Below are 17,990 nucleotides of genomic sequence, written 5' to 3'. Positions count from 1 at the left end.
CCATTATCTAGAAATATCTTGAGACGTCCAAGTATTTTCTTTATTACTGGACTCTTATTAGAGAGTAAAACTAAGCCTGAGATAGGGCTTAAATATTAATATACGAGGGGATTTTAGCATGCCTTATTTTTACGTCTTTTTACTATTACTAACGAGCTTATTATGGGGAGGAAATTTCGTCGTTGGAAAATCACTCGTCAATCATGCATCACCGATGACACTGACAAATTTAAGGTGGATGATTGCGATTGTTTGTTTATTACCAATGGTATGGTTTAAAGAAAAGAAAATCCTTCCACCACGTACCGCAATACTTCCGTTAATATTGATGGGAATTTCAGGAGTCGCTCTTTTTAACATCTTTCAATTTTTAGCATTAGAAAAAACATCCGCTACGAATGTAGGTCTTATCTCTACATTGAATGCAATTTCAATCGCATTATTTTCAGTATTATTTCTAAAAGAAAAAGTAAATACACTTCAAATTCTATCCATGATTCTTTCATTCTTCGGGGTTATCCTCGTCCTATTAAAAGGTGATTTCTCGCTTTTATTTTCACTACATTTTAATAGCGGTGATTTATGGATGATTGCAGCAGTTTGTATTTGGGGAATCTATTCTGTTTGTAGTAAATGGGCAACAAAAACAACTACACCACTTATGGCAACGTTGTACTCTGGTATTTTCGGCGTTATTTTATTACTACCGTTTAACATAGGTAGCTTCACTGTTTCAAATATAAATACTTCTTTCATCACATCACTTTTATATACTGGGCTTATTTCGACAGTTCTTTGTATGGTATTTTGGAATATTGGCGTACAAAAATTAGGCGCAACTACATCAGGTATTTTTCTAAACTTCAATCCAATTTTCACAGCCATTTTAGCATTCATATTTCTCGGAGAAGAATTAACGTGGATACAAATTTTAGGAACAATTGTCGTTGTAACAGGATGTTATTTATTTTCTCATTTCAAAACTGTCGCTGTTCAGCCAACTAGAGCTTTAATGCGAAAACATTCTTAATGAAAAAACATCGTCATCTGGGTTGGCGATGTTTTTATTTATTCTTCATTTCTTTTATATACTGCTTTTCCTCTTCTGGCGATAAACGTTCCGTCGCCTTACCAGTATCTCCACCTTGAAGGCTCCATAAAAAGTTATGATCCTCAACAGTTTGAGAAAAATCTCCTTTTTTCCCATCTATTTATAATAGAAAGTAACTTCATTTTATATTGAAAACCTGTACTATTTTCAATATCCCTTTTTACATTAGAAATTTCCTTTTTTGTCATTTCTACAAATCCCCATTTTTCAGAGGATTTTACCTTTTGGTGCACCATTTTATGCATAGTAGAAATAATTTCACCTTCACTAATTTGCGGGGCTTCTTCTGCAGCTTTTTTCTCTTTTTCGTTTGCCGCTCGCTCGATTTGAATATTTGTATTTTCTTTTTCCACATATGCAAGCAATTTCTTTCCGCCAACTATAGAAGAGATGATTACCATAATGGTAATACATATACCTACGATCCATTTAAAAAGCATTATCTCTTCATCGCTTCCCTAACAATATGACTATCTACATATTGCTTAAACTTCACGATTTTTCCGTTCTCAAGTTGCCATACATGAACAAATTCTGCTTCAAATGATTTTCCTGTTTCTTTATAAACTCCAGAATACATACCTTCAGCAATAATTACATCTTTTCCGTTTACTTCATGATATGTATTTACACTTGCTTTATAATCATCCCAGTCTGATCCTAAACGGCTAAATACATTTTCCATTATAGCTTCTACGCCTTTATATGTTCCGCCGTACGGGAAACCTTCTGCCTCTGTCCATTCCACTTTTTCAGAGAAGGCTTCTGCTAAATGCTTTGCATTCGAAGACGCTGATCCTTCATACGTGCTTTGAATAATTTCTAAATTTGATTTAGGCATATTACTTCCTCCCGTTTATTTATTTTTACACAAGACGTAACTAACATAGTTACATCTTGTGTAAAAAAATATTTAAATTGTTTTACTCTTAATCCATTTGTTGTAATCATTATAGTTACAATACTTTTTCAAGTCAACATTTATAAATAAAATTTACTTCGTTTTCATTACTTTCTCTTTTAAGAAACGATCTACATATCCTTCTGCTTTTACTACGAATAAATACGCACCCATTGATAATAATGCAAGATCTAATTCATATCCTGGATTCTTTCCATCTCCTAATAAACCTGCTGCTCCATTTACCTTTACGATAGCTCCAGCTAAAATAAGAGCGAATAACAATCCTACATATCGTACACCTAAACCGATAATTAATAACATACCACCAACTAATTCTACAGTTGCTACGCCGTATGCAAGGCCACCTGGTAAACCGATGCTTGTAAACCATCCTGCTACATTATCGATACCTGATTGAAACTTTGCTAAACCGTGTGCAAAGAACGTAACTCCTAACACGATACGAATAATTAAATTCCCAATATATTGATTCATTTTGAACTCTCCTTTTTGTTTTGTTATGGTGAACTTTTATTTACAAGTCAAAACAATACGGTATTTTATTTCATTCGTCAAATACTTTTTTAAAGAAAACAAAAAACATTATCCGTTTTACAGATAATGTTTTCTTACAAAATAGCGCTAATTCAAGCTTTTATTCTATCGCATAAAAAAAGTTGAAACATTTTTCCAGCGCCAATATAGGGCAGCAAAGAAACGTCCTCTTCCACAACCATTCCAACAACATTCACTTTCTCATCTACAAGTAAATCATGTGTGGCAACTTGCATCTCCCCTGCATATCTACCGTACAATTCATTATCAATTGTAATACTACCTTTCTTTCTTACAATTGTATGCATCGGCTGTAACACCACTCTATTTCCTTCCCTTGATTCTACAGATCGAATAACATCACGAGCTGGATCTAGTCTATTTGTATGCACTTGCTCTACCACTTTTAATACTTCTTTATCAGTTATAAATGATTTGTAACGCAATGGAATAATCCCTCTACTTGCACTAGCTACTTCTTGCATACTTTCCAAACTTGCGCTTATATCTCCAATCAATACTTTATCAACACCACAATCTTGAACAAGTTCTAAGTACGCTTCAAGCGGGCGCATATTGCGATGTTTTTCTAACGTTGGTAGCCCTTCATATAACGGACCTCGTTTTTCCGCATCTCCTGGAATAAATGCCATCGTCTTTATTCCGCACTTCTGTAAATATTGATTTTGTTTTTGTAAGAAGGACTTTGCTAGTCCTGTCTCTGGACGTGGGTAAAAATTATGCCATGCTTCTACATTCTCTACTCTTATATGTTCTGCAAGTAATTCTTTCCAAAATGAATTTGTAATCGTACTCGCATTTAAAGCTACTTTCATCTTATGAGATACGCTTGCAATTTCTTTTGGCGCAATGCCGTAATCCATTCTTAAACCGGTAATGCCCCAGTCCAATAGTTCTTCCACATTTTCATATGTTAGCCCTAAATGGTGTAACGATTTTGGAGAAACATCAACCATTAACTCCATTTCATGTGCAAGAGCTTGTTTCCCTAATATTTGAATTAACTCTTTATACGTATTTGGATCATCTTCTGGAATGTGCAGTGATGTAAAAATAGATGTAAACCCATTTTCCTTTGCTACTTTTAGCCACTCTTCTTGTTTCTCTACTCGTTCTTTTGAAAGATAAATGGAAACTCCGATCATATAAATCTCCCTTTCTATTAATAGAAAAAGAGAAAGGAATCCCTTTCTCTATATGTTTTCTGCCATTTCTTCTTTAAATCCGAAGAAGTACGTAAAGATAAATCCGAAAGCATATGCAATTACTAAACCTAAGAAATATAGTAAATATTTATTGTCAGCAATTAATGGAATTAAAGATAGCCCTGATACGCCAATTCCAAGAGAAGCTGTTTGCATAACTGCTTGGAATGCACCACCGACAGCCGCTCCTAAACAAGCAGTAATAAACGGTTTCCCAAGTAGTAATGTCACCCCGTATAATAACGGCTCACCAATTCCTAAAAAGCCAACTGGCAATCCACCTTTAATTACGTTACGAAGTCGTTTGTTTTTTGTTTTCACATAAATCGCAATTGCTGCGCCCACTTGGCCAGCACCAGCCATTGCGAGTACTGGTAATAAAGGTGTTACGTGTGTTTGATTAATAAATTCCATATGAATTGGTGTTAAACCGTGATGCAATCCGACCATAACGAGAGGTAAAAATGTTCCCGCAAGTACTGCGCCAGCAAATGCTCCGCCAATATTTAAAATAGCATTAATTCCGCTCGTAATACCATCTGATAAGAAACCTGCTAATGGCTGAATGGCTAACATCGTTACGATACTTACAACTAATACAGTAATGAGTGGCGTCACGATTATATCAACTGCATTCGGCACTGCTTTTCGAACTTGTCTTTCCACTACAACCATAAGCCATGCTGCAAAAATAACTGCAAACAATCCGCCTCTTCCAGGCACTAATGCTTCACCAAACAATTTTACGTTTGCCATCGCCGGATTGAAAATTAAAATACCAGCAATTGCCCCAAGAACCGGTGTCCCGCCGAACTCTTTCGCTGTATTCCAGCCGACTAAAATTCCTAGGAATGTAAAGATACCGCCGCCAATGAGTAGTAACATTTGTAACCACGTTGCATTTGGATCAGCACCAGCGTTTTTCGCAAAGTTAGCAACCCCGTTTATAATTCCTGACGCAACAAGACCTGGAATTAATGGGATGAAAATACTCCCTATTTTTCGTAAAAAGTTTTTCACCGGTGTATTATTTTTCTTCTTAATCTCTGATTTCATCTCTTGCCCAATATCTTCAAGGTGATGATCTGCTACCTCACCAATTCGTAGTCCTGTCAAACCTTCCATTTCAGCTGCTACTTTATTTACTGTTCCTGGACCAACGACAACTTGAAGCGTCTCATCTTCTATAACACCCATAACGCCTTCAACTTTTTTCAAAAGGTCCATGTTTACTTTACTTTCATCATGAAGCGTTAATCGTAGTCTCGTCATACAATGAGCAATACTACGAATATTTTTTATTCCTCCAAGTTGCTCCGAAATTTCCTTGGCCATTCTCTCTTCTTTCTTCATAATAGAATCCCCCTCCCTATTATTTTATAGTGCTTTCTTCACAAACCCTTTAGCGTATTTTAGTTTCTCCAGTGCTTCCCCATATTCACACTGCAACAACACCATAACAATTGCAGCTTTTACGTTACGTTCTGCCTTTTCATAATACTCTGTCGCTACTTCATAACTAGCGCCTGTTGCTTCCACAATAATTCGTTTTGACCGTTCTACTAACTTTTCATTTGTGGATTGAACATCTACCATTAAGTTTTTATATACTTTTCCTACACCAATCATCGAAGCTGTTGAAATCATATTCAGCACTAATTTTTGTGCTGTACCAGCTTTTAAACGCGTTGATCCTGTTAATATTTCTGCACCTGTCTCTACTTCCACATTTAACTTTGCATATTTACTTATTTCAGCATTTTTATTACAAGAAATACTCGCTGTACTCGCTCCTACGCTCTGTGCGTATTTCAAGCCGCCAATTACGTAAGGAGTTCTGCCACTTGCAGCAATTCCAATCACTGTATCTTTCTCATTTAATCCAATACTTTTTAAATCTTCTTCCCCTAACTCTTCGCGATCTTCGGCACCTTCCACCGCTTTAGTAAACGCTTTCAATCCACCTGCTATAAACCCTTGCACCATTTTATCATCCGTGCCAAATGTCGGCGGACATTCCACTGCATCTAGAATACCTAAACGACCACTTGTACCAGCACCAATGTAAATTAAGCGTCCCTCTTCTTCAAAAGATTTAATAACAGTCTGTACAACCTTTTCAATTTGTTCTATCTCTTTTTCAACTGCTAACGCAACAGTTCGATCTTCTTCATTCATACTTTGCAACACTTCTTTTATACTCATTTCATCCAGATTCATTGTTTTCTCATTACGATGTTCTGTCGATAAATTTTCTAACATATTGCCACCCTCTTTGAAATTATATTTCACACTTTTATTATAACTTTAAGAAACTAAAAATCAATAACTCTTTATTATTTTATGAAATAAAATTTCAAGACATGACATATTTTTGTCAAAGATAATAAAGTGAAACTTTAATCAGTGGGGGTTTTGTTCATCCCCACTGATTATTAGCCCGCACCACTCGGGCTTTTACGGGCAGTTAATCCCCCACCTAACTTTCTTTGCTTCCGCTGAATTTTGAAGTGGGGGGCTTACTGCCCGTTAACGGGATAAAAAAAAGATGAGTCTCCTCATCTTTTCTTCTACTTTAACTTCCGTAACCGCAACGCTTCTTCTCGCGTCTCCATAAATTGATCCAATACTTTATTACCAATTCGATTGAAAGTAATAACATATAAAGCATCGATCATATTCAATTGTGTCATTCTCGAAGCAATACTCGCAATACGATGATCTTGTTCTACATCTGGCATACAAAGGCGAATATCCGCTTCTTTATATAGGGGTGATGATTGATCTAACTTCGTAATTCCAATAACAGTTGCACCTTGTCTCTTTGCATACTGCGCCATTTCAAGCACATCTTTCGTTCGACCAGATGTTGAAATCGCAACAAATATATCGCCTTCTTTTAAATTTGTCACAAGCGGCAACATCATATGAAAATCAGATAGCATCATCGCTGTAAATCCGAGCCGCGTAAATTTATAAGCCCCGTCCATTGCTGGCGTAGCTGATCCGCCTACGCCGTAAAATATAATTTTATTCGCATTTACAATAAGATCTGCAGCTTTCTCAAGTTCCCTCTTATCTATTGCAGTAACACTCGCCTCAATTGCAGCTTTATTCACATAAGTAACTTTATTAAATAAATCATACGGTCCATCTTCTGTATTCATCACTGAAAAATCGTTAATATTATAATCAGCAATCGTTAATTCACGAACGAGTGCTATCTTAAATGCTTTAAAACTTCCGATTCCAATCGATTTACAAAAGCGAACGACACTCGCTTCACTTGCGCCTGCATTCGTTGACACTTCTTTCGTCGTTAAATTCGGTACAATCTCTGCATTCTCCATTATGTACATGGCAACCTTCTTCTCAGCTGGTGAAAATTGATCCATATTACTTTCAATTTTAAATAGTAATGTTGAAGCTTTCACTATTTAACCTCCACTTCTTACGGTTGCGTTCACTTATTTTCTCTTGCTTCAAGAAGGTAATAACCATCATCGCCAGGAGGATGAAACACATTTACAATGCGATTCCCTTTTTGATAAACAGTTCTTTCCCCTTCTGTCCACTTCTTTTCCCAACCGTTCATCCAAATCGCAACATCAGGTAAAAAAGCAGTATATTTCAGCTTCTGACCGTACTCACCATCTGCTTCTTCCGAAAAAATAGAAACCGGAAAATCTTTCACTTTTGATTCTTTCCATGCAGTAAATGGTATACATACTGCAATAAGTACGATTACACCGATAACCTTCTCCTTCGTAATCTTCACACTTCCCTCTCCTTGTCATATCACATACATAGATTTTACCATAATTACAAACCCTTTATGCTATATGACTATTGCTTTTGGGAATAAAAAAGAGCTTACCTACATCAGATAAGCCCTTCCCGTCTATACAAAATATTTCTTCAAAAGTGGCGGTGTAATAATCGTCGTCAATATAACAACAATAACAATCGCTGTGAAATTTTCTTTCGCTAATAAATTCGCCGTAAGTCCATTTGCAGCGATGATAAGCGCTACTTCACCACGTGATACCATCCCCGCGCCAATACTAATAGAAGATTGGAGATTAAACCCTGTCAGCCTTGCTCCTAAACCTGATCCGATTAACTTTGTGAAAATCGCAATGAGAGTCATAATAATAATGAACCAAAGCTGGCTTCCAATGCCTTGAAATGTAATTTCCATTCCGATACTTACGAAGAATACTGGAACAAATATTGCATAAGCGATCGGTTCAATTTTATGTTCCACTTCATGCTTATACTCTGTTTGAGAAATAGCAATTCCTGCTGCGAATGCTCCAATAATGCCTGCAATTCCCATCATTTCACTGTAATAAGAAAAAGAGAAGCAAATAATAAGAGCTGCACTAATTAACGCTTCTGTTACACGAAGCGGGACAAGCATTTTCATAATCCAAGGAACGACTTTCCAAGCAATAAAAACAATACTTACAAAGAAAATAATTTTCTTTACAATGACCAGTGTTATATTCACATCTTGTGTTCCTAAAAAACTCATTACAAATGCTAATAAAATAACGACAATGACATCATCAAATACGGCAGCACCTAAAATTGTTGTACTTTCTCTCGTATTCATTTTTCCTAGATCACGTAGCGTCTGCACCGTAATACTAACCGATGTTGCGCAAAGTAATAACCCTAAAAAAATGGCATGGGATTGTATTAATCCAAACAGCAATCCTGTTACATAACCACCGATGAAAGGAAAAATAATTCCACCGGCCGCTACTGCAAACGACGATTTCAAATTCCGATTTAACTCTTCTAAATCTGTTTCAAGTCCCGCCATAAACATAAGTAACAAAACACCAATCTCACTCAATTCATCAATCAGTTCAGAACTATTAATAATACCAAGTACAGCCGGACCGATAATAATACCGACAATTAACTTACCAAGTACAGAAGGCTGACCAAGTCTTACACTAATGTCACCAGCTAATTTCGTACAAAGTAAAATGACGACAAGTTCAAAATAAAATAACATAGCATCTGCTCCTACTTTAACTTTAATCAGTGGGTCGTTAACCCCCGTCCATTTCTGCAAGTAGTTTCCCCTATTGATCCGCATTTTATTTGTCATATTTTTATTTGACAAAATATTCTGAATTATATTAAGATTAATCCAGCAATTTTAAAAAACTACATACCATAACTGCACCTCCACTTCCTTACTTACTCTTTTTTAATGGGCTCATACTATAGTCGCAGTTATGGAAATGAAAAAACGGGGGGAGAGTCCAAAGTGAAGTCATTATTACGAAAAAAAGCGCTTAGTACTGAATCACCAAAGCAGCTAGCTAGAACATTAACTGCACTCGATTTAACATTTTTAGGAATCGGCGCCGTAATTGGGACAGGGATCTTTGTATTAACAGGTATTGTTGCAGCAAAACATTCTGGTCCTGGTATTATGCTATCATTCCTTATTGCTGCATTTACTTGTGCTTGTGTAGCCTTTTGTTACGCTGAATTTGCTTCTTCTATTCCTGTCTCAGGAAGTGTGTATACTTACGCATACATGACAGTCGGAGAAGTCGTCGCCTTCATCGTCGGATGGTGTTTAATGCTCGAATATTTACTTGCCGTTGCAGCAGTAGCTGTCGGTTGGTCTGGTTATTTGCAATCATTACTACAAGGGTTCAATATACACCTGCCCACCATAATCGCCTCGGCCCCCGGCGTAGGAAAAGGTGGTCTCATCGATTTACCTGCTGTCTGTATTTTACTTCTTATTACTGGCCTTTTAAGTTTTGGTATACGTGAAAGTGCACGCATTAATAATATTATGGTTCTTATTAAACTAGCTGTTATCATTGCCTTTATCGTAGCAGGTGCAAAATATGTAAAACCTGAAAACTGGACACCGTTCATTCCGTTCGGATACGATGGTATTATTACCGGAGCTGCCACTGTATTCTTCGCCTTCTTAGGATTTGATGCAATCGCAACCGCTGCAGAAGAAACGAAAAAACCGCAGCGCGACTTACCAATTGGTATTATCGGTTCGCTTCTTATTTGTACTGTTTTATATATGATTGTATCTTTCGTTTTAACAGGTATGGTTCCTTATACGCAATTAGACGTTTCTGATCCAGTTGCATTTGCATTGCATTTCGTTGGTGAGGATACAATTGCAGGACTACTCGCTGTTGGAGCGATGACTGGAATGACAACCGTTCTCTTAGTCGTTATGTATGGACAAGTTCGCGTTTCGTATGCGATGAGCCGTGACGGTTTACTTCCAAAAGCGTTAGCACGTGTAAATAAAAAAGTAAAAATCCCTTTATTAAATACGTGGATTACTGGCGTTGTTGCTGCTTTATTAGCAGGCCTTTTAGACTTACATTTGCTAGCGAATTTAGTAAACATCGGCACGTTAACAGCCTTTACATTCGTTTGCTGCGCAGTACTTATTTTACGAAAAACACACCCTGATTTAAAACGTGGATTCCGTACACCTTTCGTACCTGTATTACCAGTTGTCGCGATTCTTTGCTGCTTATATTTAATGATCAATTTGTCTAAAACAACATGGATTAGCTTTGCAGTTTGGCTTATAGTCGGCTTATGCTTCTATTTCTTCTACTCTAGGAAACATAGTCATTTAGCTATTGAAAAAACAAATGATGAAAAGAAAAAAGCATAACAAAATAGCTCGCCGTTTTAGCGGTGAGCTATCTTTCTGTACTATTATATTTTTTCGTCAACGATTGTAAAATGAAAAATATGCCGATGCAAGCTGTAAGCCATGCCCAATTTCCTATTGATGTCGAGTATTTAACCATTCCAATACCTACAAGCAATAGAAAAATAATCACCTGATATATGAGCTTCCACTTTTGCATATATTCCCTCCTTTACTTCGTTCCCTTCTTTTTATTCTTCCAGGCATTCAAACTATCAAAGAAAAAGTTAATAAATAACGTTCCTAGTCCTGCTAATAAGAAAGTCATTAAAAATAAAACCCAAATACTTTTCTCTTTTAAGAGATAATATCCTACAAGGAGCACAACCGCGATCCATACATATTCAAGAATTCTTTTTAGCTTTTTCTGTTCCAAATTATTCGCTCCTTTTTTCTATGCTATTTTTAGTATAACAAAAAAGAAGCCTATCATGATAAGCTTCTTTTCTTCTCTCTTACTTGTTTATGCTTTTTTCAACGAGTGAAATTGCATATTCCATCGTACGATTCATTGTTTCTACCTGTGTATCTTTTACTTTTACATCTTTCACTACAGCTTCTGCCACTGTAATTTTTTGACTCAGTGCTTTCACTGAACCGTCCGTTACGTTTGCAGCTTGCGCCTTTTTCACTACTACTTTTGCAGATTCAATATGAATTTGTAATTTTTCTTTCAATGTTTTCGGTTGTTCTACTACTTTAGATTGTATAAATGTTTGATTTGCAGTTTTTAATTCATTATACGCTTGAACAATTTGCTCTCCATTACTTGCTACATTTTCAAACACTTGTTTTGCATTATTATAGCTTTTCTCTAGTTCTTGAAATGCTTCCTTTGAATATTGACCTGGCTTATCACCAAATTCATACGTACCAGCTAACACTTCTTTTACTTTTCCAAGTTCTTCAAATAACGCATTTACTTGCTCTAACTTCGTACGGTTAGAAAACTCATTGTACGCTGCTAATACTTCTGAAGAACTTAACGCTTTACTATATAATTTCGCAAGCGCGATTTTACCGTTTAACGGAATACCACCATTGCCGTTACTATCAGGATCAGCTCCAAGTGCAAATGGTACATTTGGATGATACACTTTTCCTGTAGCTGGTTGGCTATTTACTTTTTTACCATCGACATAAATAGCTACTTCACTTCCGTTATACGTTCCTGTTAAGTGATATGTTTTGTTTGCTTCTAATTGAACTCCAACACGTTTATAACTGCCGCCAATGTGAGCCCATAATTCAACATAGCCGCTTCCTGTAGACTCAAATCCAATTCCACCGCTCTCTGTATTTTGCAAAATACCTTGTCCACGGATTTGATTCATTGAAAATACCGTTTCTAACGTAAATGTATTTGCTACTTTCTCTTTTTGTGCTGCTGAAAATGGAAGGTATCCAAATGTATTAGATTGTCCGTTTAACTTCATAACATTCTTTTTCAATGCTTTATCATATTCAATAGTCACATTGCCCTTCACATCACCTTTTGTTCCAAATGGTGAATTGTCTTTAAATGTACCATCTGCAAAATTCACATCAAAAACATCAGCCTTTGGCACTTTTACATTCGGATCAATATCATCTTTTTTCGTAGTAATTTCTGCCGTTAACGGCTGCGCGGTTTCATTGCCAAATGAATCAATCGCAACTACTTCAAGTGTATATGTTTTCCCGCCATCTAACCCCGCAAGCGTAAACGTAAGATCTTTCGGCACTGGATCACGATAAAACTCTGAGAATGCTAACAATTTATTTTTTATTTCACCCGTTTGCTTATCTCTAGCTTGTACACGGTAAGAGTGAACAAGGAGGTTGTCCAATGCTTGTGGAAATGTTACTGTTGCCGCATTTTCTGTTACATTTGATACAGCAAGCTTTGCATCCTTAGCAAAGTAAGGCTTTTCTTTATCACGATCTTCTACATGTGTAAATGTTTCTTTCTTTGCTGGTAATTTAATTTTCCAAGGCTCGCCTGTCCAAGAATTCGTATGGAAATCACGACGATTAATCGTTACTTCTTTATCATCTACTTCTACTAATAAACCTTGGCTTAACGTACTAGCTCCTGGCGGGATATTCCCTTGTACTTTACCACCTTCAACTTCCATATAACTTACTGAAGATGTACCAACTGATGTAAAGTCTTTTTGATGTATCGATCTCGGATCATCTAACGGATAATGTGAATGACCTGAAAACGTAATAACTTGTGGGTATTCTTTTAATACTGCATTAATTTTTGCGCTATCTTGCGTTCCCCATTCTTGGCTACCGTATACTGTATCTTTAATGTGCTGATGTAAAAATACAAAAATCGGTTTTTCTGGATCATCTTTTTGTGCCTTTGCCATTTCTTCTTTTAACCAATTAATTTGCTTGTCTGAATAATATCCATGAGTTGTCCCATCTTCCGGAGACATAACAAGGAAATGATACCCTTTTACCACTTTGTGATAGTAAATCGATTCCATTCCTGTTTTTTCTAAGAAACGCTTCTGTGCGCCCTCTACAGATAAACCGTTCCAATAATCATGGTTACCAAGAGAATTCATTCGCACTGCATCTTTATTTGCATTTTCATTATATACTTGCATGAAACGATCATATTGCTGCACTGATCCTGTATCTGTGAAATCACCTACAATAACAAATGCATCTTGCTTTGGTGCTAGTGTATTAAACTGTTCAATCGCTCTTTTCCAGCGAAACGTATCATCTGTTCCACTGTTTTTAATATGCACATCACTTACAACTGGAAAAACTATCTTCTTCTCACTTGATGCCTTTTCTTGCTTCTTCTCTTCCGCTTTAACTGATGTACTCCACGGAAATGATACAAATGCTAATACAAAAACCATTAATAATCCAATAAGGCCTTTTACTTTTCTTAAAGCATTTCTGTCCACTTGAATCCTCCTCATAATAATTGATTCATTACAAGGGCTATTTTATCTAATACATGTTAATGTCGTTTAAATAACAAATGAACTTTATTAGATTTTTGTAAATATACAGTTAATTAGAAATTAAGTCCAACATTCCTCGTACTATTGTATACAACCACCTTTTGTCTAAAAGAGTCTGATCATTCTTTTCCTATGACTATTCACATATAATCTTTTCTATAACACTAATGATAAGTTAAAGTTTAAGCCTATTAGACAATCTTAATTTTTAATATTTCCTTCTTTTTTTAACACATCGGCCATGCTTTTACATTTAATAGTAATAAAAGACAACTTAAAAGGAGGGGGTATATTGAAGAATAAAAAAAATATCGGCTGTTTCGCTCCTTTATCTATTATTTGTCCAGACCCTTGTCCACCGCCCCCTCCTCCAAATCCAAATTGCGAGCGAGTAACAAATGAATTTGCAGGGAACTTCCTCATAACTAATAACACCATCCCATCTGCCAAAGATGCATCACAATCAATGATACTATGGCAAAGTGATGGGATACTACTTATATCAGGTACTATCTCGGTTTACAATAGTACTAGCAGCACCGAAGCAATTACAATTCAAATCGTTGGAACAGTAACCAATATTTTCACTGTGTTTCCTGGTAATACAATATCGTACACAGGAAAAGACCTACAGTCGGTCAATATTATCAATATAACAAGTAATCCTTCACTATATTTAGAAGGCAAGTACTGTTGTGAATTTACATGTTGCTTATAGAATACCAATTTCATTATTTCCTTAATATAAAAAGCATACCGTTTACGGTATGCTTTTTATGAGATTGGATAACGTACTGTAATACAAAACTCACCTTGATTAACAGTCGTTCCTGTCGTAGTAATTCGGACAGTAGTAAAATATCGGACAGTGAAAGTACCACTACTTTGTGGTTGTACAGTAATTGTATCAACTACTGTTGCACCTACTAAAAAATCAACTGTAATCGGGTTGGCACCTACATCATATTTCACGTAACCTGAACCATATACTTCTTGCGTGATATTATTTGTATATACAATTTGAGTACCAGCACCTGTAATAGACCAGTCTGTACATACTTGGTCTTGCACAAGTGTTTTATTAGAACAACAAGACAAACTGGAACTTCTCATTCCCATTTCGATCCTCTCCTATTCTGCTATGAAAGTGGATAACGTGTTGTAATACAAAATTCTCCCTGATACGTTCCAGCAGGTGTTGCAGGTAACACAACTTGTATACTATCAAAGCGACGATACGTAAAAGCAATACTCGTTCCTGGGTTTAATGTTTGTGTATCAATTGTACCCCCAGCAGAATCAAGCGCTTCTACAGTAATTGGGCCCGGTCCAACATCATATTTAACAAAACCAGTACCAACTACGTTTTGGTTGATATTATTTGTATAGAGAACATTATCAATTGCTGTTGCAACTACAGTAGCAGACCACGGACTACACACTTTATCTTGCACATAATTTTTATCTGGACAACAAGTTAATGCTGACCCTGAGCACTCACAAGACATAGTTGTTTCCCCTCTCTCTTTTATATTCCCTATATGTGTATGTCCCTCAGAGTCTTTTGCCTGTACTATTCATCTATTTTCAAAAATTTAACCTGAGTGCTAATGACTAGATAGATTCCGTTCTGTTTCTTTTTTTCATAAATTTATAGATTAATATACCACCTACAATAATAACTACGACCACTAATATCGGTAACATATATTGCCCAACAACATCCGCTGCTTTTTCCCAATGTGGACCTAATTTCATTCCAAAATAAACATACAAAGTCGTTAACGGGAACATTGCTACAAATGTATATATGCTAAATTTCCATATGTTCATTTTCGCCATACCACATGGAACAGAAATAAGCGTTCGAACTCCTGGCACAAAGCGTCCAACAAATGCTACAACCGGTCCATATTTCTCAAAGAAATCATCTGCTTTTTGAATTTGTTCTTCTTTAATGAAGAAGTATTTCCCGTATTTTATTAATAGAGGACGACCACCGTAATAACCGATTGCATATAACGTTAAAGGTCCTGTCGTTCCGCCGAGGGTTCCGGCTAATACAGCAAGCCAAAAATTCATATCTCCCTCGTACACCCAATAACCAACCATGGGCAAAACTACTTCTGCTGGAATAAATTCAAACGTTAATGCTAACACAACTCCAAAATAAGAAAATTGCTTTAAAAACTCGATTATATCTAAAATAATTTGCTCCATATTTTCTACCCCAACTCCTATCCTACGTTTACGTTATGCTTTTCTTGTAATTGAACTGGCGCCATTTTTACAATTCGGTTCAAAATAAATAATACAATTCCAATATCATCTAAAATACCGATAAACGGTAAGAAGTCTGGAATTAAATCGAGCGGCATCGCAACATAACCAACTAAAAAACGCAATAGATAAAATTTTCTTCTTTATTGAAACCTCTTTTGAAGTGAAAAAGTCAAATAGGAATGGAACAAATCGGCGAACATGAAATACAACTCTTAATCTACTAATAAGTTTTTTCATTTTTATATCTCCTCTCTTTGTATACAAAAAGGACCCTACCAAACATGGTAAGGGTCCTAAAAAAGACAATAAGGGGCCTTTACCATTGCTGGTAAAGGTCTCACTAACAACGAAACGTTGCCAATAAAGCCGAGGGTTTCTCCCTGTAATGACGACTTTACTGTAATAAGTTACTCCCCTTTATATACACAATTTTATACAATCACATTAAAATATTTTGGAGGGCTTGTCAATATATTTTATATCCCACATCCTTCTGCTTAACATTCCGTAAAAACAAAAAACGTATAGGAAATTTCTTACTATCTCATAATATACATAATCATTTTTGAATGAAAGGAGAGGCTTCATTTGCATACCGTATGGAAAGGTGCCCTTTCACTTGGACTATTAAATATAGGAATCAAACTATACAGTGCCGTAGAAGAAAACGATATAAAATTTTTAAGTCTTCATAAAGAATGCTTAACACCTATTAAATATAAAAAATTTGCTCCTGATTGTACGGATGAAGAAATTGATGATAAAGATATTGTAAAAGCCTATGAATACGCACCTCATAAGTACATTATTATGGATGAAAAAGAATTAGCTGAATTGCAAAAAGCTCACGAACCAAGATCTATTCGTATTATATCTTTTATCCAAAATAACGAAATTGATTCTGTTCTCTACGATCGTTCTTATTTTATAGGCCCTACCCCTGGACATGAAAAATCGTATTTATTATTAAAAGAAGCACTTGAACGTACGAATAAACTTGGTCTTATCCATATTTCCATTAGAAAAAAACAACATTTAGCTATTATCCGTAACTTTGAAGATGGGCTTATATTACAAACTATTCACTACCCTAATGAAATTCGCGATATAACAAATACACCTAACTTACCAAGTAACGAAAATTATCCGATTCAAAAACAAGAACTCACAGCAGCAATCAATTTAATCCACCATCTTACAAATCCTTTTGAACAAGAGATGTATACAGATGAGTATAAAGAAGCCCTTACCGACCTAATCGAAAACAAAATTGAACAACAGGAAAAAACCGAAACAATCTCTCCAACTCCAAACATCATCAATATTATGGAGACATTACAGGCAAGTATTGAACAAGCAAAAATAAAAAGAGACAATAAAACAGAAAAAGAGGCCAAATAAAATTGACCTCTTTTTTCTTTAAAGCGGATTACATTTTGGCATCTCAAGTCCAGACGATTGTGCTAATTTTAATAAGTAATAACATTCTTCTCTTGCCATATGATCCGCCATTCTAGCAGATAATGCACTTAATATTTCATTCGATAACTCCAGCTCTTCAACCTCATGGAGAAAATGCGAAAATAATTTTAACTCAAGTGAAACATCTTTTGTAAACTTCTTTAATGCAGGAAAATGATGAAGCTCTGTCCGTAAATACCCCGTCATTTCAACTGCCTTTAAGTAAAATTGTTCAAAATGCTTCGTAAATTCTTCGCTTTTCTCTTTTAATCTTTTTTCAACAAGATCTAATCCACCAGAAATAGACCCTGCATGGCCAGCCGCATCCGTTAACCAAACGAGATGATAATGTAATTCATGAAAAACAGGTGGAACTTCTCCTTTCTTTAAAAATTCTAACACTGTTATATACTCTTCTACTTCGTTTACCATATGATTGATGAAAGTTGGCGTAAAATGAATAGTGATTTTTCCCTCGAGTTGTTTCTGTATAATACTTAATTTAAACGTTCGTATTTCCTTTGCGGCTCGTTCTGCCTCTTTTGAAAACGCAATGAGATTCACATTACGAACTTTATTTAACAGATTCGTAAATGTTTCAACAAAATAAGTGGCCTTTTTTATATCCTCTTTTTCCTTCGGAGCTAATGCATCAAGTAAAAATTGCGAATGATCAGTAAGCACCTTTAGCCAAAATTGATGCTCAAACAATGCACTTTCTTCATAATTCCTCTCCACTAAATCC

General features: G+C 35.8%; 20 protein-coding genes and 2 pseudogenes. 4 read left to right on the top strand and 18 right to left on the bottom strand.

The annotated features are described in order from the left end of the window. Positions 1-118 precede the first annotated feature (118 nt). Positions 119-1,030 (top strand): DMT family transporter, encoded by a 912-nt coding sequence (locus tag MR168_RS05410; protein WP_086411476.1) that lies wholly within the window; start codon positions 119-121, stop codon positions 1,028-1,030. Between the two features lie 34 nt (positions 1,031-1,064). On the opposite strand, the pseudogene MR168_RS05405 reads toward MR168_RS05410, so the two are convergent. The 9 genes and pseudogenes from MR168_RS05405 to MR168_RS05365 form a co-directional block, all read right to left on the bottom strand. Then, positions 1,065-1,551 (bottom strand): annotated as a pseudogene (locus MR168_RS05405) (PRK06770 family protein). Beyond that, positions 1,551-1,952, bottom strand: coding sequence for a nuclear transport factor 2 family protein (locus MR168_RS05400; protein WP_071739646.1), 402 nt, complete (start codon positions 1,950-1,952; stop codon positions 1,551-1,553). The pseudogene MR168_RS05405 and the gene MR168_RS05400 overlap by 1 nt, the downstream one beginning before the upstream one ends. A 153-nt stretch (positions 1,953-2,105) precedes the next feature. Then, positions 2,106-2,510, bottom strand: a complete 405-nt coding sequence (locus MR168_RS05395; protein ID WP_086411478.1) for a DoxX family protein — start codon at positions 2,508-2,510, stop codon at positions 2,106-2,108. A 152-nt stretch (positions 2,511-2,662) separates the two neighbouring features. Further along, positions 2,663-3,736 (bottom strand): DUF871 domain-containing protein, encoded by a 1,074-nt coding sequence (locus MR168_RS05390; protein ID WP_086411479.1) that lies wholly within the window; start codon positions 3,734-3,736, stop codon positions 2,663-2,665. 48 nt (positions 3,737-3,784) lie between these two features. After that, positions 3,785-5,149, bottom strand: a complete 1,365-nt coding sequence (locus tag MR168_RS05385) for a PTS transporter subunit EIIC (RefSeq protein ID WP_086411480.1) — start codon at positions 5,147-5,149, stop codon at positions 3,785-3,787. Positions 5,150-5,173: 24 nt separating this feature from the next. Beyond that, positions 5,174-6,058 carry an N-acetylmuramic acid 6-phosphate etherase gene (gene murQ / locus MR168_RS05380; RefSeq protein ID WP_086411481.1) on the bottom strand — a complete coding sequence of 295 codons (885 nt, stop codon included), beginning with the start codon at positions 6,056-6,058 and terminating at the stop codon, positions 5,174-5,176. A 308-nt stretch (positions 6,059-6,366) separates the two neighbouring features. Then, positions 6,367-7,230: a MurR/RpiR family transcriptional regulator gene (locus tag MR168_RS05375; RefSeq protein WP_000648170.1), complete on the bottom strand. Its 864-nt coding sequence runs from the start codon at positions 7,228-7,230 to the stop codon at positions 6,367-6,369. Positions 7,231-7,259: 29 nt separating this feature from the next. Then, on the bottom strand, positions 7,260-7,574 hold the full coding sequence (locus MR168_RS05370; RefSeq protein ID WP_000704958.1) for a hypothetical protein: 315 nt from the start codon (positions 7,572-7,574) through the stop codon (positions 7,260-7,262). 123 nt (positions 7,575-7,697) lie between these two features. Then, a complete protein-coding gene (locus MR168_RS05365) occupies positions 7,698-8,921 on the bottom strand; it encodes a cation:proton antiporter (RefSeq protein WP_061113410.1) in 1,224 nt (407 codons plus the stop codon). Between the two features lie 162 nt (positions 8,922-9,083). On the opposite strand from MR168_RS05365, the gene bcaP reads away from it, so the two are divergent. Continuing rightward, complete coding sequence (gene bcaP, locus MR168_RS05360) at positions 9,084-10,487, top strand: branched-chain amino acid transporter BcaP (RefSeq protein WP_086385352.1); 1,404 nt, start codon at positions 9,084-9,086, stop codon at positions 10,485-10,487. A gap of 28 nt (positions 10,488-10,515) precedes the next feature. On the opposite strand, the gene MR168_RS05355 is transcribed toward bcaP, so the two are convergent. The 4 genes from MR168_RS05355 to MR168_RS33585 all read right to left on the bottom strand — a co-directional run bounded on the left by MR168_RS05355 (position 10,516) and on the right by MR168_RS33585 (position 13,951). After that, the gene (locus MR168_RS05355; protein ID WP_086411482.1) at positions 10,516-10,686 is read right to left on the bottom strand and encodes a hypothetical protein; all 171 of its coding nucleotides are present in this window, start codon (positions 10,684-10,686) and stop codon (positions 10,516-10,518) included. 12 nt (positions 10,687-10,698) lie between these two features. Further along, positions 10,699-10,902 carry a hypothetical protein gene (locus tag MR168_RS05350; protein WP_000435803.1) on the bottom strand — a complete coding sequence of 68 codons (204 nt, stop codon included), beginning with the start codon at positions 10,900-10,902 and terminating at the stop codon, positions 10,699-10,701. 79 nt (positions 10,903-10,981) lie between these two features. Next, a complete protein-coding gene (locus tag MR168_RS05345; RefSeq protein WP_140159336.1) occupies positions 10,982-13,441 on the bottom strand; it encodes a LamG-like jellyroll fold domain-containing protein in 2,460 nt (819 codons plus the stop codon). A gap of 261 nt (positions 13,442-13,702) precedes the next feature. Beyond that, a complete protein-coding gene (locus tag MR168_RS33585) occupies positions 13,703-13,951 on the bottom strand; it encodes a hypothetical protein (protein ID WP_002023335.1) in 249 nt (82 codons plus the stop codon). Here MR168_RS33585 and MR168_RS05340 point away from each other — a divergent pair. Next, a complete protein-coding gene (locus MR168_RS05340) occupies positions 13,836-14,219 on the top strand; it encodes an S-Ena type endospore appendage (RefSeq protein WP_325760203.1) in 384 nt (127 codons plus the stop codon). The two genes, MR168_RS33585 and MR168_RS05340, sit on opposite strands and share 116 nt — an antisense overlap. Before the next feature lie 56 nt (positions 14,220-14,275). On the opposite strand, the gene MR168_RS05335 is transcribed toward MR168_RS05340, so the two are convergent. From MR168_RS05335 to MR168_RS05320, 4 genes and pseudogenes are all read right to left on the bottom strand, one after another. Then, the gene (locus MR168_RS05335) at positions 14,276-14,620 is read right to left on the bottom strand and encodes a DUF3992 domain-containing protein (RefSeq protein ID WP_000525819.1); all 345 of its coding nucleotides are present in this window, start codon (positions 14,618-14,620) and stop codon (positions 14,276-14,278) included. Positions 14,621-14,640: 20 nt separating this feature from the next. Further along, a complete protein-coding gene (locus MR168_RS05330; RefSeq protein WP_001277540.1) occupies positions 14,641-15,009 on the bottom strand; it encodes a DUF3992 domain-containing protein in 369 nt (122 codons plus the stop codon). A 106-nt stretch (positions 15,010-15,115) separates the two neighbouring features. Further along, positions 15,116-15,721: a DedA family protein gene (locus tag MR168_RS05325; protein WP_086411485.1), complete on the bottom strand. Its 606-nt coding sequence runs from the start codon at positions 15,719-15,721 to the stop codon at positions 15,116-15,118. 17 nt (positions 15,722-15,738) lie between these two features. Beyond that, positions 15,739-16,021: pseudogene (locus tag MR168_RS05320) on the bottom strand (YkvA family protein). Between the two features lie 351 nt (positions 16,022-16,372). Here MR168_RS05320 and ku point away from each other — a divergent pair. After that, a complete protein-coding gene (gene ku / locus MR168_RS05315; protein ID WP_086411486.1) occupies positions 16,373-17,185 on the top strand; it encodes a non-homologous end joining protein Ku in 813 nt (270 codons plus the stop codon). A gap of 18 nt (positions 17,186-17,203) precedes the next feature. On the opposite strand, the gene MR168_RS05310 is transcribed toward ku, so the two are convergent. After that, positions 17,204-17,983, bottom strand: a complete 780-nt coding sequence (locus tag MR168_RS05310) for a DUF2935 domain-containing protein (RefSeq protein ID WP_049108247.1) — start codon at positions 17,981-17,983, stop codon at positions 17,204-17,206. Between the last annotated feature and the right edge of the window lie 7 nt (positions 17,984-17,990).

It is taken from the genome of Bacillus cereus group sp. BfR-BA-01356 (assembly GCF_022663635.1).
Taxonomy (GTDB): domain Bacteria; phylum Bacillota; class Bacilli; order Bacillales; family Bacillaceae_G; genus Bacillus_A; species Bacillus_A cereus.
The sequence above is the reverse complement of the archived record's forward strand: the minus strand, read 5'-3'. Positions and strand labels throughout refer to the sequence as shown.

Coding starts and splice junctions, on each gene's coding strand:
- MR168_RS05410 (WP_086411476.1), top strand. CDS start 119: ATGCCTTATTTTTACGTCTTTTTACTATTACTAACGAGCTTATTATGG.
- MR168_RS05400 (WP_071739646.1), bottom strand. CDS start 1,952: ATGCCTAAATCAAATTTAGAAATTATTCAAAGCACGTATGAAGGATCA.
- MR168_RS05395 (WP_086411478.1), bottom strand. CDS start 2,510: ATGAATCAATATATTGGGAATTTAATTATTCGTATCGTGTTAGGAGTT.
- MR168_RS05390 (WP_086411479.1), bottom strand. CDS start 3,736: ATGATCGGAGTTTCCATTTATCTTTCAAAAGAACGAGTAGAGAAACAA.
- MR168_RS05385 (WP_086411480.1), bottom strand. CDS start 5,149: ATGAAGAAAGAAGAGAGAATGGCCAAGGAAATTTCGGAGCAACTTGGA.
- murQ (WP_086411481.1), bottom strand. CDS start 6,058: ATGTTAGAAAATTTATCGACAGAACATCGTAATGAGAAAACAATGAAT.
- MR168_RS05365 (WP_061113410.1), bottom strand. CDS start 8,921: ATGACAAATAAAATGCGGATCAATAGGGGAAACTACTTGCAGAAATGG.
- MR168_RS05355 (WP_086411482.1), bottom strand. CDS start 10,686: ATGCAAAAGTGGAAGCTCATATATCAGGTGATTATTTTTCTATTGCTT.
- MR168_RS05335 (WP_000525819.1), bottom strand. CDS start 14,620: ATGGGAATGAGAAGTTCCAGTTTGTCTTGTTGTTCTAATAAAACACTT.
- MR168_RS05330 (WP_001277540.1), bottom strand. CDS start 15,009: ATGTCTTGTGAGTGCTCAGGGTCAGCATTAACTTGTTGTCCAGATAAA.
- MR168_RS05325 (WP_086411485.1), bottom strand. CDS start 15,721: ATGGAGCAAATTATTTTAGATATAATCGAGTTTTTAAAGCAATTTTCT.